This is a genomic window from Streptomyces sp. RLA012, assembly GCF_056270325.1.
In genome coordinates, this window is record NZ_JBWDPA010000002.1 from 3,373,391 (window position 1) to 3,387,846 (window position 14,456).

At 69.7% G+C, this 14,456-nt stretch carries 10 protein-coding genes; 3 read left to right on the plus strand and 7 right to left on the minus strand.

The genetic code is table 11. The features are described 5' to 3' along the window. Window positions 1-31: 31 nt before the first annotated feature. From ffh to nsdA, 5 genes are all read right to left on the minus strand, one after another. Window positions 32-1,585, minus strand: coding sequence for a signal recognition particle protein (ffh, locus tag RV986_RS15280; RefSeq protein WP_475917932.1), 1,554 nt, complete (start codon window positions 1,583-1,585; stop codon window positions 32-34). Window positions 1,586-1,746: 161 nt separating this feature from the next. Beyond that, window positions 1,747-4,182 carry a [protein-PII] uridylyltransferase gene (locus RV986_RS15285; protein WP_475917933.1) on the minus strand — a complete coding sequence of 812 codons (2,436 nt, stop codon included), beginning with the start codon at window positions 4,180-4,182 and terminating at the stop codon, window positions 1,747-1,749. 42 nt (window positions 4,183-4,224) lie between these two features. Then, on the minus strand, window positions 4,225-4,563 hold the full coding sequence (locus RV986_RS15290; protein WP_003997576.1) for a P-II family nitrogen regulator: 339 nt from the start codon (window positions 4,561-4,563) through the stop codon (window positions 4,225-4,227). After that, window positions 4,560-5,897 carry an ammonium transporter gene (locus RV986_RS15295; protein WP_475917934.1) on the minus strand — a complete coding sequence of 446 codons (1,338 nt, stop codon included), beginning with the start codon at window positions 5,895-5,897 and terminating at the stop codon, window positions 4,560-4,562. Before RV986_RS15295 ends, RV986_RS15290 begins: the two co-directional genes overlap by 4 nt. Before the next feature lie 336 nt (window positions 5,898-6,233). Further along, entirely contained in the window at window positions 6,234-7,709 is a 1,476-nt protein-coding gene (nsdA, locus tag RV986_RS15300) for a transcriptional repressor NsdA (RefSeq protein WP_475917935.1), read from the minus strand. 458 nt (window positions 7,710-8,167) lie between these two features. Here nsdA and RV986_RS15305 point away from each other — a divergent pair, with 458 nt between their 5' ends. Further along, window positions 8,168-8,830, plus strand: coding sequence for a bifunctional DNA primase/polymerase (locus RV986_RS15305; RefSeq protein ID WP_475917936.1), 663 nt, complete (start codon window positions 8,168-8,170; stop codon window positions 8,828-8,830). 94 nt (window positions 8,831-8,924) lie between these two features. On the opposite strand, the gene ftsY is transcribed toward RV986_RS15305, so the two are convergent. Then, window positions 8,925-10,136 carry a signal recognition particle-docking protein FtsY gene (gene ftsY / locus RV986_RS15310; protein WP_475917937.1) on the minus strand — a complete coding sequence of 404 codons (1,212 nt, stop codon included), beginning with the start codon at window positions 10,134-10,136 and terminating at the stop codon, window positions 8,925-8,927. 137 nt (window positions 10,137-10,273) lie between these two features. On the opposite strand from ftsY, the gene RV986_RS15315 reads away from it, so the two are divergent. Both RV986_RS15315 and RV986_RS15320 read left to right on the plus strand, forming a co-directional pair. Further along, window positions 10,274-11,740, plus strand: a complete 1,467-nt coding sequence (locus RV986_RS15315; RefSeq protein WP_475917938.1) for a cytosine permease — start codon at window positions 10,274-10,276, stop codon at window positions 11,738-11,740. A 56-nt stretch (window positions 11,741-11,796) separates the two neighbouring features. Next, the gene (locus tag RV986_RS15320; RefSeq protein ID WP_475917939.1) at window positions 11,797-12,780 is read left to right on the plus strand and encodes an LLM class flavin-dependent oxidoreductase; all 984 of its coding nucleotides are present in this window, start codon (window positions 11,797-11,799) and stop codon (window positions 12,778-12,780) included. A gap of 112 nt (window positions 12,781-12,892) precedes the next feature. On the opposite strand, the gene RV986_RS15325 is transcribed toward RV986_RS15320, so the two are convergent. Next, window positions 12,893-14,311: a sugar porter family MFS transporter gene (locus RV986_RS15325; protein ID WP_475917940.1), complete on the minus strand. Its 1,419-nt coding sequence runs from the start codon at window positions 14,309-14,311 to the stop codon at window positions 12,893-12,895. Window positions 14,312-14,456: the final 145 nt, after the last annotated feature.

Here is a 14,456-nt window from a genome sequence, read left to right on the forward strand (position 1 = left end):
ACGAGAACGACCCCGTACGAAAAACGAACCGTCAGCCCATGAACTTCTTGAACTCGTCCGGCAGCTCGAAGTCCTGGGCCTGCTGGCCGGCCGGGAGGCCGAAGGCGCCGCCGGGCTGGGCGCCCGCCTCGCGACGCGCCGCGGCCTCTTCCTCCTGCTGCCTGCGCTTCATCGGGTTGCCGGAGCGCTGCTTGCCCTTGGCCGTCTTCTGCTTCTTCTTGGCACGGCCGGGGCCGCCACCCATGCCCGGCATCCCGGGCATTCCCGGCATGCCGCCGCCCTGGGCCATGCGGGACATCATCTTGCGGGCCTCGAAGAAGCGCTCGACCAGGCCCTTCACGGCGCTCACCTCGACGCCGGAGCCCTTGGCGATACGGGCACGGCGGGAGCCGTTGATGATCGTCGGCTCCTGGCGCTCGCCCGGCGTCATCGACTTGATGATGGCGGCCGTGCGGTCGACGTCGCGCTCGTCGAGGTTGTTGATCTGGTCCTTGATCTGACCCATGCCCGGGAGCATGCCGAGCAGCTTGCTGATGCTGCCCATCTTCCTGACCTGTTCCATCTGGGCCAGGAAGTCGTCCAGGGTGAAGTCCTCGCCCTTCTTGGACGCCAGCTTGGAGGCCATCTTCTCGGCCTCTTCTTGGCTGAACGTCTTCTCCGCCTGCTCGATCAGGGTGAGCAGGTCACCCATGTCGAGGATGCGGGAGGCCATCCGGTCCGGGTGGAAGGCGTCGAAGTCGTCGAGCTTCTCGCCGTTCGACGCGAACATGATCGGCTTGCCGGTGACCGAGGCGATGGAGAGCGCGGCACCACCGCGGGCGTCACCGTCGAGCTTCGACAGGACGACGCCGTCGAAGCCGACGCCGTCACGGAAGGCCTCGGCCGTGTTGACCGCGTCCTGACCGATCATCGCGTCGACGACGAAGAGGATCTCGTCGGGGCTGACGGCGTCGCGGATGTCCGCGGCCTGCTGCATCAGCTCCTGGTCGATGCCGAGACGGCCGGCGGTGTCCACGACCACGATGTCGTGGACCTTGGTCTTCGCGAACTCCATGGAGTCCCTGGCGACCTTGACCGGGTCGCCGACGCCGTTGCCCGGCTCGGGGGCGTAGACGGCCACCCCGGCGCGCTCCGCGACGACGCTGAGCTGGTTGACGGCGTTCGGGCGCTGGAGGTCGGCGGCGACCAGGAGCGGGGAGTGGCCCTGGTCCTTGAGCCACTTGCCGAGCTTTCCGGCGAGCGTGGTCTTACCGGCACCCTGCAGACCCGCGAGCATGATCACGGTGGGCGGGTTCTTGGCGAACCGGAGACGGCGGGTCTCGCCGCCGAGGATCGTGACGAGCTCGTCGTTCACGATCTTCAGGACCTGCTGGGCAGGGTTGAGGGCCTTGGAGACCTCGCTCCCGAGTGCCCGCTCCTTCACGTTCTTGATGAACGTCCGGACGACCGGCAGGGCCACATCGGCTTCCAGGAGCGCGATACGGATCTCGCGGGCCGTGGCGTCGATGTCCGCCTCGGAGAGCCGGCCTTTCCCGCGGAGGTTTTTGAAAGTCGCGCTCAGGCGGTCTGAGAGGGTATCGAACACGGTGGCGTCGGTCCTCGGAGTCGGGGGCGGTTTGGGTTGCCCTCCAGGGTATCTGCCCGAAAAGGGTTGGTGACCCCTGCCCGGTATGAATACCGGACAGGGGTGGTGGCCCCCACGTCAGCGGGGGCCGCATCCGGTGAACGGATGACATGACCGCGAGGTCACCCCCGCAGCATCTCCTCCAGCCCCCGCGCCACCGAAACCGCCTCCTCGGCGGGCAGCGGCGCACCCTTGGGACCGGTCACGTAGAAGGCGTCCACGGCATTGGCGCCGAGGGTGGACACATGCATGCTGCGCACCCGTACGCTCGCGTCCTCCAGCGCCCGGCCGATGCGGTGCAGCAGGCCGGGGGCGTCGTGGGCGCGGACCTCGATGACGGTCGCGTGGCGGGAGGCGGCGGAGGCGACCGTCACCCGGGGCGGTGGCGCGATGGTGCCCCGGCGGCGCGGATAGGCCGCGTCGCGCTCGGCGAGCCGGGCCGCGATGTCCAGGGAGCCGTCCAGGGCGCGCACGAGGTCGGCGCGCAGCCGGGCGGCCTGCGGCAGGGAGCCGTACTCGGCGGCGACCCGCCAGTTGAGCAGGAGCACCGAGCCCTCGACGCCGTCGGGCAGGTCCAGGGCGCGCAGTTCCGCCGTGCGCACGGTCAGGCGGTGCATCGCGAGGACACCGGCGACCGTGGGAAGCACCCCGGGCTGGTCGGGCACGGCGATGAGCAGTTCCACGCCCAGGGGTTCGGGATCGCCGGAGGCTTCCTCCTCGGTGGGCGGCTCGGTCTGCGCGCGCAGCGACAGCACGGGGCCACCGGTACGGAACGCCTCGATGGCGAGCCGCTCCTGCTCGGCCGTGGGCGCGGCGTCCTCCGGCTCCTCGGGGGCGTCCCCGGCGAGCACGGCCGCGACCCTCTTGGCCAGGTCGGCGACGAGGGAACCGCGCCAGGAGGACCAGGCGGCGGGCCCGGTCGCCAGCGCGTCCGCCTCGGTGAGCGCGTGCAGCAGTTCGAGGGTGCCCTGCGAGCCGACCGCCTCGGCGACCGAGCGGACGGTCGCCGGGTCCTCCAGATCGCGCCGGGTCGCCGTGTCGATGAGCAGCAGGTGATGGCGTACGAGGGTGGCGAGGACCGCCACGTCCGCGCGGTCGAAGCCGATGCGGGTGGCCACGTCCCGGGCGATGATCTCGCCGGCCACGGAGTGGTCGCCGGGCCAGCCCTTGCCGATGTCGTGCAGCAGGGCGGAGACGAGGAGGAGGTCGGGGCGGCCCACGCGGCGGGTCAGTTCGGAGGCGCGGACGGCCGTCTCGATGAGATGGCGGTCGACGGTCCAGATGTGTACGGCGTTGCGCTGCGGGCGGCAGCGCACCCGCTCCCAGTCGGGCAGCAGCCGGGTGATCAGCCCCTCGGCCTCCAGCGCCTCCCAGACCTCGATGGTCGGGCGGCCCGAGCCGAGCAGCGTGACGAGCTGTTCCCGGGCCTCGGCGGGCCAGGGTGTGGGCAGCGGGCGCGCGACGGCCGCCATGCGCCGTACGGCGTGCAGGGAGAGCGGGAGACCCGCCTGCGCGGCGGCGGCCGCGGCACGCAGCGGGAGCACGGGGTCGCGCTCGGGGCGTGCGGCGCGGGCGAGCACCACCTCACCGTCCATCTCGACCACACCCTCGGCGAGCGGTGAGCGCTCCGCGGCGGGCTTGGCGCCGCCGCCGAGCATGGCGCGCAGCCGCGGCCGCACGGCGCGCGACTTGAGCACGCGCCCGACCTCGCGCCAGGTGACATCACTGGCGTACGAAACGACGCGCGCGGCCTCGTACACCTGGCGCAGGAGTGTGTCGGCGTCCAGGAGTCCGAGCTCGGCGGCGACCTGGTCCTGTTCCTGGAGCGCGAGGCGGTCGGTGGCGCGGCCGGTGGTCAGGTGGAGGGCGTCACGGACGTCCAGGAGCCTGCGGCGGGCGTCGGAGAGGCCCTCACGGGGCGCGTCCGCGAGCCAGGAGGCGGCGACGGCGCGCAGGGCGGTGGCGTCGCGGAGGCCGCCGCGCGCCTCCTTCAGGTCGGGTTCCAGCAGGTACTGCAGCTCACCCTGGCGCTCGGCGCGCTCGGCGCAGAGCTCCTGGAGTTCGGGCAGACGTTTCGGCGCCTGGTTGCGCCAGTCGGCGAGGACGGCCGTACGCAGTCCGGCGGTGAGGCCGAGGTCACCCGCGATGTGGCGGGCGTCCAGCAGGCCGAGCTGCACCTTGAGGTCGTCGCCCGCGGTCTTGCGTGCCTCCCCCGGCGTACGGACCGAGTGGTCGAGGGCCAGGCCCAGGTCCCAGACGGGGTACCAGATGCGGTCGGCGAGGGCGGCGACCGTGCCGGAGTCGGCGCCGTCGTGCAGGAGCAGCAGGTCGAGATCGCTGCGTGGGGAGAGTTCGCCGCGGCCGTAGCCGCCGACGGCGACGAGTGAGACGCCGCGCAGGCCCTCGGCGCCCGAGCTGAACAGGCCGGTCAGCCACTCGTCCGTGAGTTCGGCGAGGGCAGCACGGCGCGGCGGCCCGGACTGCGCCCCCTCCTGGAGGAGGCGCAGCCGGGCCGCCGCGTAGCCGCTGGGTCCCGAGTCCTCTGCTTCCGTAGGCATCTCCGTACTCGTCACCCAGTGGCTCCTGTTCTGTTCTTCCGTTTAGAGCGCGTCCGGGCCGCGCTCGCCGGTGCGGACCCGGACGGCCGTCTCGACCGGGAGGGACCACACCTTGCCGTCACCGATCTTGCCGGTGCGGGCCGCCTTCACGATGACGTCGATCAGCTGTTCGGCGTCGTCGTCCTCGGCCAGTACCTCGATGCGGATCTTGGGCACCAGGTCGACGGTGTACTCAGCACCACGGTAGACCTCGGTGTGACCCCGCTGCCGACCGTAGCCGCTGGCTTCGGTGACCGTCAGACCGTGTACGCCGAAGGCCTGCAGGGCCTCCTTGATCTCGTCGAGCCGGTGGGGCTTCACGACGGCCGTGATGAGCTTCATGCGTCCACCTTCTTGCTCGCCGTACCCGCGAGGGCGGAAACCGAGCCGCCGACGATGCCGCCGCCCGCTCCACTGAAGTCGTATGCGGTCTCGGCGTGCTCGGCCTGGTCGATGCCGGCGATCTCCTCGTCCTCGGTGACCCGCATGCCCATCGTCTTGTCGATGACGAAGGCGAGGATCGCGGAGACGACGAGGGAGTAGCCGAGGACGGCGAAGACACCGGCGCACTGCTTCCAGAACTGGGTGAGACCGCCGCCGTAGAAGAGGCCCTCGACCGTGGACTGGCCCTTGCCGCTGGCGAAGAAACCGATCAGCAGGGAGCCGATGACACCGCCGACGAGGTGGACGCCGACCACGTCGAGGGAGTCGTCGTAGCCGAACTTGTACTTCAGGCCGACGGCCATGGCGCACAGGACACCGGCGATGGCGCCGACGGCGATCGCGCCGAGCGGGGAGACCGCGCCACCGGACGGGGTGATGGCGACCAGGCCGGCGACCGCGCCGGAGGCGGCGCCCAGCGTGGTGAACGCGCCGTGGCGGATCTTCTCGTAGATGAGCCAGGCCAGCATGGCGGCCGCGGTGGCGATCTGCGTGTTGACGAACATCAGCGCGCCGACGCCGTCGTCGTTGCCGAGCCACGAACCGGCGTTGAATCCGAACCAGCCGAACCACAGCAGACCGGAGCCGAGCATCACCAGCGGGAGGCTGTGCGGACGCATCGGGTCCTTCTTGAAGCCGACGCGCTTGCCGATGACCAGGATCACGCCGAGCGCCGCGGCACCCGCGTTGATGTGGACCGCCGTACCACCGGCGAAGTCGATGACGCCCAGGTCGAAGGCCCAGCCACCGGTGCCCCAGACCCAGTGGGCGACGGGGAAGTAGACGACCGTGGCCCACAGCGCGATGAACAGCGACCACGCGGTGAACTTCACGCGGTCCGCCAGCGCACCGCTTATCAGCGCGGGCGTGATGATGGCGAACATCAGCTGGAAGACCATGAAGACGAAGACCGGGATGGTGTACCCGGGCCACAGCTCGGTCAGGCCGATGTTGCTGAGGCCGACCCAGTCGGAGGTCCACCCGATGAACGAGCCCTTGTCCGTGCCGAAGGCGAGGGAGAAGCCGTACAGGACCCACAGGATCGTGATGATCCCCATACTGATGAAGCTCATCATCAGCATGTTCAGGGTGCTCTTGACACGGACCATGCCTCCGTAGAAGAAGGCGAGGCCGGGGGTCATGATCAGCACCAGGGCGGAACAGATGAGCATGAACCCGGTGTTGGCGGCCGAGAGCTTGGGAGCTTCTGCGGCAAGCGTGATGGCTGGTGCCATCGGCGTCTCCTCGTCGTTGGTACGGCCCCGTGCGGGCGAAGCCTGAGCGGTCATGAGGGGTGGGCCGGTTATGCGCCATGAGATTGACGCAGCGCGGTTTCCGTCGACGCCCCTCGATGTTTCGCCACAGTGACGAAGGCACCTCGTGTGTTACACGTTCATGAACTGCCTGATACCGGGCGGAGCGATCGTTATCGTGGCGCAACCTTCCCAGAAGGCAAATAAACCGGCCACGACTGGTCGTCCGATGACCTGGCATGGGGGAGCCGAGTCGGGCGGTTCGGGACGACCGGCCGTGGCCGGGGTACTGGGATCGGACCGCTTTCGCGGCCGGGCTCAGACCGCTTCCGCGGTCTCGGGAAGGTCGACGGCGAGCTGTTCGGTGAGGTCCACGATCGTCGCGAGGTCACCGAAGTCACGGACGGCCGTGTCGACCGTCTTTCGGATACGAGTGTTGACGCGCTCGGAGCGCACTTTCTTGGCGATCCCCATCGCCTCCTTGGCCAATACCGCACTCTCCTCGGGCTCGCGCCGCAGCAGGTGCACGGTGGCCATGCCGACGAGATTGAGTGCGTACGAACGCTGGTGCTCGTCGTCCTTGGCGAAGAGGTCGACGGCCTGCCGCATCAGGGGCTCGGCGAGCGAGGCGTAGGCGGGGCTGCGGCCCGCGACGTACGCCAGGTCGCGGTAGGAGTGCGAGTTCTCGCCGTGCAGCTCGGCCAGCGAGAAGAAGCGGATCCAGTCGGGGTCCGGGTCGTCCCACTCGTGGACGTCCTCGAAGGTGTCCTCGGCCATCCGGACGGCCCGCTTGCACTTCCCGGGCTGTCCCATGTTGGCGTAGGCGCGGGCCTCCATCGCATACAGCATGGACTGGGTGCGCGGGCTCGCGCAGTCACGGCTGCCGTACTGCGCGAGGTGGATGAGTTCGAGCGCGTCGTCGGGCCGCCCGAGGTGGATCATCTGACGGCTCATGCTGGAGAGGATGTACGAGCCCAGCGACTTGTCGCCCGCCTCCTTGGCCGCGTGCAGGGCGAGCACGAAGTACTTCTGCGCGGTCGGCTGCAGCCCCACGTCGTAGCTCATCCAGCCCGCCAGCTCGGCCAGCTCGGCGGCGACCTTGAACAGGCGTTTGCTGGTCGCACCGGGCTGCGGCTCCTGGAGCAGGTCCGTCACCTCGTGCAGCTGGCCGACCACCGCCTTGCGGCGCAGCCCGCCGCCGCACTGGGCGTCCCACTGCCGGAACATCACCGTGGTGGACTCCAGGAGGTCCAGCTCCGGCTGGGAGAGCCGGCCGGGGCGGCGCGCGGCGGCCGGGGACTCGGGCTCCTCCTGGGGCGCGGTGGACGAGGGCACCAGCCAGCGCTGCATGGGCTCGATGAGGGCCGGGCCCGCGGCGAGGGCCAGCGAGCTGCCGAGGAAGCCGCGCCGCGCGAGCATCAGGTCACTGCGTGAGTACTCGCTGATCAGCGCCACGGTCTGCGGGCCGGTCCAGGGCAGGTCGACACCGGACACGGAAGGTGACTGGTGGGCGGCGCGCAGACCGAGATCCTCGACGGCCACCACACAGCCGAACCGCTCGGAGAACAGCTCGGACAGGATCCGCGGGATCGGCTCGCGCGGATTCTCGCCGTCCAGCCAGCGACGCACCCGTGAGGTGTCCGTGGAGATGTGGTTGGCCCCCAACTGACGGGCCCTGCGGTTCACCTGCCGAGCCAGCTCGCCCTTCGACCAGCCACTGCGCACGAACCACGAGCCCAACAGCTCATTCGGGCGCTTGTCAGCGTTCGTACCGCTTCCGCCGTTGCCGCCCACTGGAACGCCCCCATCCCTGAGACCACTTGTACGCTGCGTGCGCCAAGCCCTATCAGAATGCCGGTAAATACGGCCGCACGCCCGGTAGTTCTCACCCTTCGAACGGGGAGCCGACTTGCCTCCGGCATACCCACGAGTGCATACGTCCCCAGGACTCGTGCACTCAAAGTAATCCTACGATCACGCGTCCAGCCATGGCGATCCCGGAAACGCCACCATTCGCCACCCCTTCGAATGAACTCCTGATCGCCTGTACGCGATTCACTTGACATAGGACAGCCAGAAGTGGCGGAACGATGCATTCGGGGGCGCGCGCTGCCGGGCACACCACTCGGGGTGCTTCCGGGCGCCGCCGGGACCGCGTGGGAAACCGCCCGGCATCCGGGGACGGGAACACACTGAGTAACGTTTCGCGTTCATGGCGTAACCGTCGGCGCATTGGACCCGTTGGAGGGGGCATGGGCTTCACGATCGGCAGCAGTCGGGGGATGCGCGAAATCCGGCCCGGCTCCCGTCGCCGCGGTCGCTCGTCAGAGTGCACCGCGGTGGCCGAGTTCACCGGGCTGTGGGGCTGGGACGTGGTGCCCGGCGCCCGGGCCGGCGCGAGCGTCTGCTCCTGCGGCAGGACCGACTGCGCCGCGCCGGGAGCGCATCCGCTGTCCTTCGCACCGGTGCTCGAAGCGGGCGCCACGCTCGACGAGGCCTCCGAGGCCTGGGGCGAGTTCCCGGGTGCCGCGGTGATGCTGCCGGTCGGCCGCGCCTTCGACGTGATCGAGGTCGCCGAGGCCGCCGGGCGCCGCGCGCTCGTCCGCCTGGAGCGGATGGGGCTGCCCACCGGTCCGGTCACCGCGAGCCCGGACGGCCGCGCCCACTTCTTCGTCGCCCCCGGTGCGGCGGCCGAGCTGCCCGAGCTGCTCTACCGGATGGGCTGGGACGACGCCTCCCTCGACCTGCACGGCCTCGGCCCCGGTACGTTCGTGACGGCCCCGCCCTCCGACCGCGCGGGGCTCGGCCCGGTCCGCTGGCTGCGCTCCCCCGCGCTCGACTCGGCGACGAAGCCGCCGCAGGCGCGGCTGCTGCTGGGCACGCTGGCGTACGTGGCGCACCGGTCGCGCGCATAACCGTCACCGCACGGCAAAGCGCCCGCTCCCCACTTCGTCATGGGGACGGGCGCTTCTTTCGGAAGGTTCGGAAGGTACTGAATTCAGTACCTGCTCACTCTCCGACAAGGGCGTCAACGAACGCCTCCGGCTCGAACGGCGCCAGATCGTCCGCGCCCTCGCCCAGGCCCACCAGCTTGACCGGCACACCCAGCTCGCGCTGGACCGCGATCACGATGCCGCCCTTCGCGGTGCCGTCGAGCTTGGTCAGCACGATGCCGGTGATGTCGACGACCTCGGCGAAGACACGGGCCTGGACGAGACCGTTCTGGCCGGTCGTGGCGTCCAGGACGAGCAGCACCTCGTCGAGGGGAGCGTGCTTCTCGACGACGCGCTTGACCTTGCCGAGCTCGTCCATCAGACCGGTCTTGGTGTGGAGCCGGCCCGCGGTGTCGATGAGGACGACGTCCGCACCCTCCTCGATGCCCTCCTTGACCGCATCGAAGGCGACCGAGGCGGGGTCGCCGCCCTCGGGGCCACGCACGGTGCGGGCTCCGACGCGCTCGCCCCAGGTCTGCAGCTGGTCGGCGGCGGCGGCACGGAAGGTGTCGGCGGCGCCGAGCACCACGTTCTTGCCGTCGGCGACGAGCACACGGGCGAGCTTGCCGGTGGTGGTGGTCTTCCCGGTGCCGTTGACACCGACGACCATCACGATGCCCGGGGTGTCGAGGTTCGAGTCGGTCTTCACCACGCGGTCGAACTCGGGGACGAGCAACTGGAGCAGTTCCTCGCGCAGCAGCGCGCGCAGTTCGACGGGCGTCCGCGTACCGAGCACCTTCACGCGCTCACGCAGCCGCTCGACGAGCTCCTGGGTGGGCTGCACGCCGACATCGGCGGTGAGCAGCGTGTCCTCGATCTCCTCCCAGGTGTCCTCGTCGAGATGCTCGCGCGAGAGCAGCGTGAGCAGCCCCTTGCCGAGCGCGTTCTGCGAGCGGGAGAGCCGGGCGCGCAGTCGCACCAGGCGCCCGGCGGTCGGCTCCGGGATCTCGATCGCGGGGGCTTCGACAACGGGTACGGGCTCCTCGACGGCGACCGGCGCCGCCGCCGAGCCGTCCGGGAGATCCACCTCCTCTATCGTCCGGCGCGCTTCGTCGCGCGGGGTCTCGGCCTCGTCGCCGATGTGCGGCTCGGCCGGAGGGGCGGTGATGTCGGGCGTCGTGGGGGGCGCCGGGGGCAGCGGCTTCCTGCGCCGGCTGCCGATGACGAGCCCGCCGAGTGCGGCGATCACGACCACGGCGATGACTACAGCAAGGATGACGGTTTCCATAACGTCCCCCAGTATCAGCCATCGCCCTCCTGGGAGGGATTCTCCGTGCCGCCGGAGGGATTCCGTGGCTTCCTCCGAGGACACATGTCAACAGATATAACAAAAGCACAAAAGCAGACAAAGTATGCTTAATTTCCATGAGGACCACCGACCGCTCCGATGGCGCCCTCGACCCACCCGCGCACGGCACCCTGGAAACCCGCGGCATCGAGCCGGTCCCCGACTGCGAGCGGCATGCGAGAACCCGCGAGCTCCTCCCCACCTGGATCGCCGCCAACATCACCGTTCTGCTGCTGACCATGGGCGCGACCCTGGCCGTCTCCTACGGGCTCAACTTCTGGCAGGCCCTGGTCGTGGGCGTGGCAGCGCCGGTCGTGTCGTACGGCCTGGTCGGTCTGATCGGTATCGCGGGCAAGCGGGGCGGCGCGCCCGGTATGGCCCTGTCCCGGGCGGTCTTCGGCCAGCGCGGGAATCTGCTGCCCGGCTCGCTGATCTGGATCGCCCGCTGGGGCTGGGAGACCATCAACGCGGTGATCGGTGCCTACGCCCTGCTCACCGTCCTGGACATCCTCTTCGGCATCAAGAGCAACACCTTCCTGATCGTCGCGACGCTGCTGCTCTTCGTGGTCGCCACGTTCGCGATCTCGGGCCTCGGCATCAAGGCCGTCCAGAAGTGCAACAAGTGGGCCACGTACCTCTTCGGCGCCTTCTCCCTGCTCGTCCTCGCCCATCTGGTCATGGACGCCGACTGGGGCAAGGTCTTCGGGCGGTCGGCGGGCCCGACGTCACTGATGATCACGGGGGTGGGGCTGATCGCGGCCGGTGGCATCAGCTGGGTGCCGTCGGCGCCCGACTTCACGCGCCATCTGCCGCGCACGGCCTCGTCCGCGGCGGTGGTGCGCAACTCCGTGGGCGGCGCCGGCATCGTCGTCCTCCCGCTGATCCTGATGGGCGCGGTGATGGCGGTCTCGACACCGGACCTGGCGTCGGCCGCCGATCCGGTCTCCTTCCTCGGGACGACCCTGCCGCGGTGGATCGCGGTGCCCTATCTGCTCATCGCCCTGGTCGGCATGGTGCTGATCAACGCGATGTCGATGTATTCGGCGGGCTTCACCGCGCAGACCCTCGGCATCAGGGTGCCGCGGTACTGGGCCGTCTCGGTCAACGCCGTGATCTCACTCGTCCTCGGTGGCGTCCTGATGCTGGCCGCGGCCTCCTTCACCGGCTCGTTCATCGCGTTCCTGTCGCTGCTCGCGGTCGCGTTCTCGGCCTGGGCGGGCGTCTTCGGCGCGGACATGCTGCGCCGTGGGGAGTACGACGCCGGGGCCCTGCTCGACACCACGCGCGCCAGTGCCTACTGGTACCGGGGCGGCTTCAGCCCGGCCGCGGTCACGGCGTGGGCGCTCGGCCTCGGCTCGGGACTGCTGTTCACGACGTCCGACTGGTTCACGGGACCACTGGCGTCGAACAACCCGGTCGGCGAGTACGGCCTCGGCTGGGTGGCGACCATCGCCGTCTCCTTCGCGCTGTACGTGGTCCTGCCCAAGCCCGCGGTGGCACCCGTGGCTCGGCTCGCGAAAGAGCGCGCGACTATGGCTGTCTGACGCACCGTCAACTACCGTCCCCCTCCACACCGCCACTTCCGAAGGGGGGGCTTCCCATGCCCGTGACCGTCGTACGGTTCAACCTCGTCGACCCCGGCGCGACCCCCGCGTCGCTGAGCGCCCGCTACAAGGCCGTGGTCGAGATGGCCACGTACGCCGACGAGCGCGGCATCACCACCGTGCAGACCGAGGAGCACCACGGCGTCGCCAACAACTGGCTGCCCTCGCCGTTCACCTTCGCCGGCGCGGTCTTCGGGGCGACCCGGCACCTCGCGGTCACCGTCTCCGCGATCATCGGCCCGCTGCACGATCCGCTGCGCCTCGCCGAGGACATCGCCGTACTCGATCTGCTCAGCGGCGGACGGCTGGTGACCGTGGCGGGCATCGGCTACCGGCCCGAGGAGTACGCCCTCTTCGGCGTCGACTGGAAGCGGCGCGGCCGTCTCCAGGACGAACTCCTGGAGACGGTGCTGAAGGCGTGGACCGGCGAGGAGTTCACGTACCAGGGGCGCACGGTACGGGTCACACCGCGCCCTTTCTCCGATCCGCACCCCCTGCTGCTGGTCGGTGGTTCGTCCAGGGCCGCGGCCCGGCGCGCCGCCCGGCTCGGGCTGCCGTTCTTCCCCAGCGCACACCTCCCGGAGCTGGAGGCGTACTACAAGGAGCGGCTCGTCGAGTACGGCACCGACGGCTGGACCCTGATGCCCGCCGCCGAGACCCCGCTGCTGCACCTCGCCGAGGACCCGGACCGGGCGTGGGCCGAGTACGGCGGGCACTTCCTGCACGAGGCGCGGACGTACGCCTCCTGGCAGTCCGGCGAGATCCGCTCGGCGGTGAAGTCGGCGGCCACGACGGTCGAGGAGCTGCGCGCCGAGGGCGTGTACCGGATCCTGACGCCCGACCAGTGCGTGGCGCAGGGCCTCGACAACTACGTGCTGCACCCGCTGTCCGGCGGGATGCCGATCGACGAGGGCTGGCGCGGTCTGCACCTGTTCTGCGAAAACGTACTGCCCCGGCTCAAGGACCTCGAAGGCCTCTAGGGGCCCGCGCGGCCGAGCCGGGGCAGTACGTCTCTTACGAGTACGAGGAGAGGGGCAGCGGGGACTTGGCCCTTCTCCCCGAGTTTCGGGGCCTCTTCGGAAGGCTCGGGGCTCAGCCCATCTCCTCCAGCGTCTTGCCCTTGGTCTCCTTCACGTACCTGAGCACGAAAGGGATGGAGAGCGCGGCGAAGATCGTGTAGATCACGTAGGTCGCGGAGAGGTTCCAGTCGGCCAGCGACGGGAAGCTCGCGGTGATGGCCCAGTTGGCGATCCACTGCGCGGAGGCGGCGACACCGAGGGCGGCGGCGCGGATCTTGTTCGGGAACATCTCGCCGAGGAAGACCCAGACCACGACACCCCAGGAGAGGGCGAAGAAGAGGACGAAGACATGCGCGGCGACCAGGGCGGTCCAGCCCTGGGCGGCGGGCAGCTTGCCGTCCACGAGGTGGTACGAGAAGGCCCAGGCCTCCAGCGCGAGACCGATGACCATGCCCACGGAGCCGATGAGCGCGAGCGGCCGGCGGCCGATCCGGTCGACGAAGATCATGGCGATCACGGTGCCGATGATGTTGATGATCGACGTCGTGAACGAGTAGAAGAACGACTGCGAGGGGTCGACACCGACCGACTGCCACAGCGTCGAGGAGTAGTAGAACGCGACGTTGATGCCGACGAACTGCTGGAAGACCGAGAGGCCGATGCCGATCCAGACGATCGGCTTGAAGAAGAAGCCGCCGCCGAGCAGGTCCTTGAAGGTCGATTTGTGCTCGCTCTTCATGGCGTGCTCGATCTCAGTGACGCGGGCGTTCAGGTCGATCTTGTCGCCCTCGACCTCCTTGAGCACGTCACGGGCGCGGTCGTGCTTGCCCACGGAGATCAGGAAGCGCGGCGACTCGGGGATCGCGAAGGAGAGCAGACCGTAGAGAACGGCCGGGACGACCATGACGCCGAGCATGACCTGCCAGGCCTCGATGCCCATGAGCTTGCCGCGCTGGTCGCCGCCGGCGGCGTTCAGGATGCCCCAGTTGACGAGCTGCGAGATGGCGATGCCGATGACGATCGCGGCCTGCTGGAAGGAGCCGAGGCGTCCGCGGTACGCGGCCGGGGCGACCTCGGCGATGTAGGCGGGGCCGATGACGGAGGCCATACCGATGGCGAACCCGCCGATGATCCGCCAGAAGGCGAGGTCCCAGAGCGCGAACGGCAGCGAGGAACCGACGGCACTGATCGTGAAGAGCACGGCGGAGATCTGCATGCAGCGGATGCGGCCGATGCGGTCGGCTATGCGGCCCGCGGTCGCCGCGCCGATGGCGCAGCCGATCAGCGCGATGGCGATGACCTGTGCCAGCGCCGCGGAGCCGATGTCGTAGCGGCTTCGGATGGCTTCGACGGCGCCGTTGATCACGGCACTGTCGTAGCCGAAGAGGAAGCCGCCCATCGCGGCCGCCGCCGCGATGAAGATGACATGGCCGAGATGCTCGGGATGAGCTACTCGGGCTCCGGATTGAGGTGCCTGCGCAGTGCTGGTCACGTAAAACTCCTCGGGCCACCCGGCTTCACTGCCGGGCGTGTGGGGGCAAGCCCTTCGGTGGTGGTTCCAGTGGCGCATAACTTTTCGCCAGCCACCACCTGAAGGTAAAAGCAACGTTGCAGAGACTATGCCTTCAAGTTTCGAA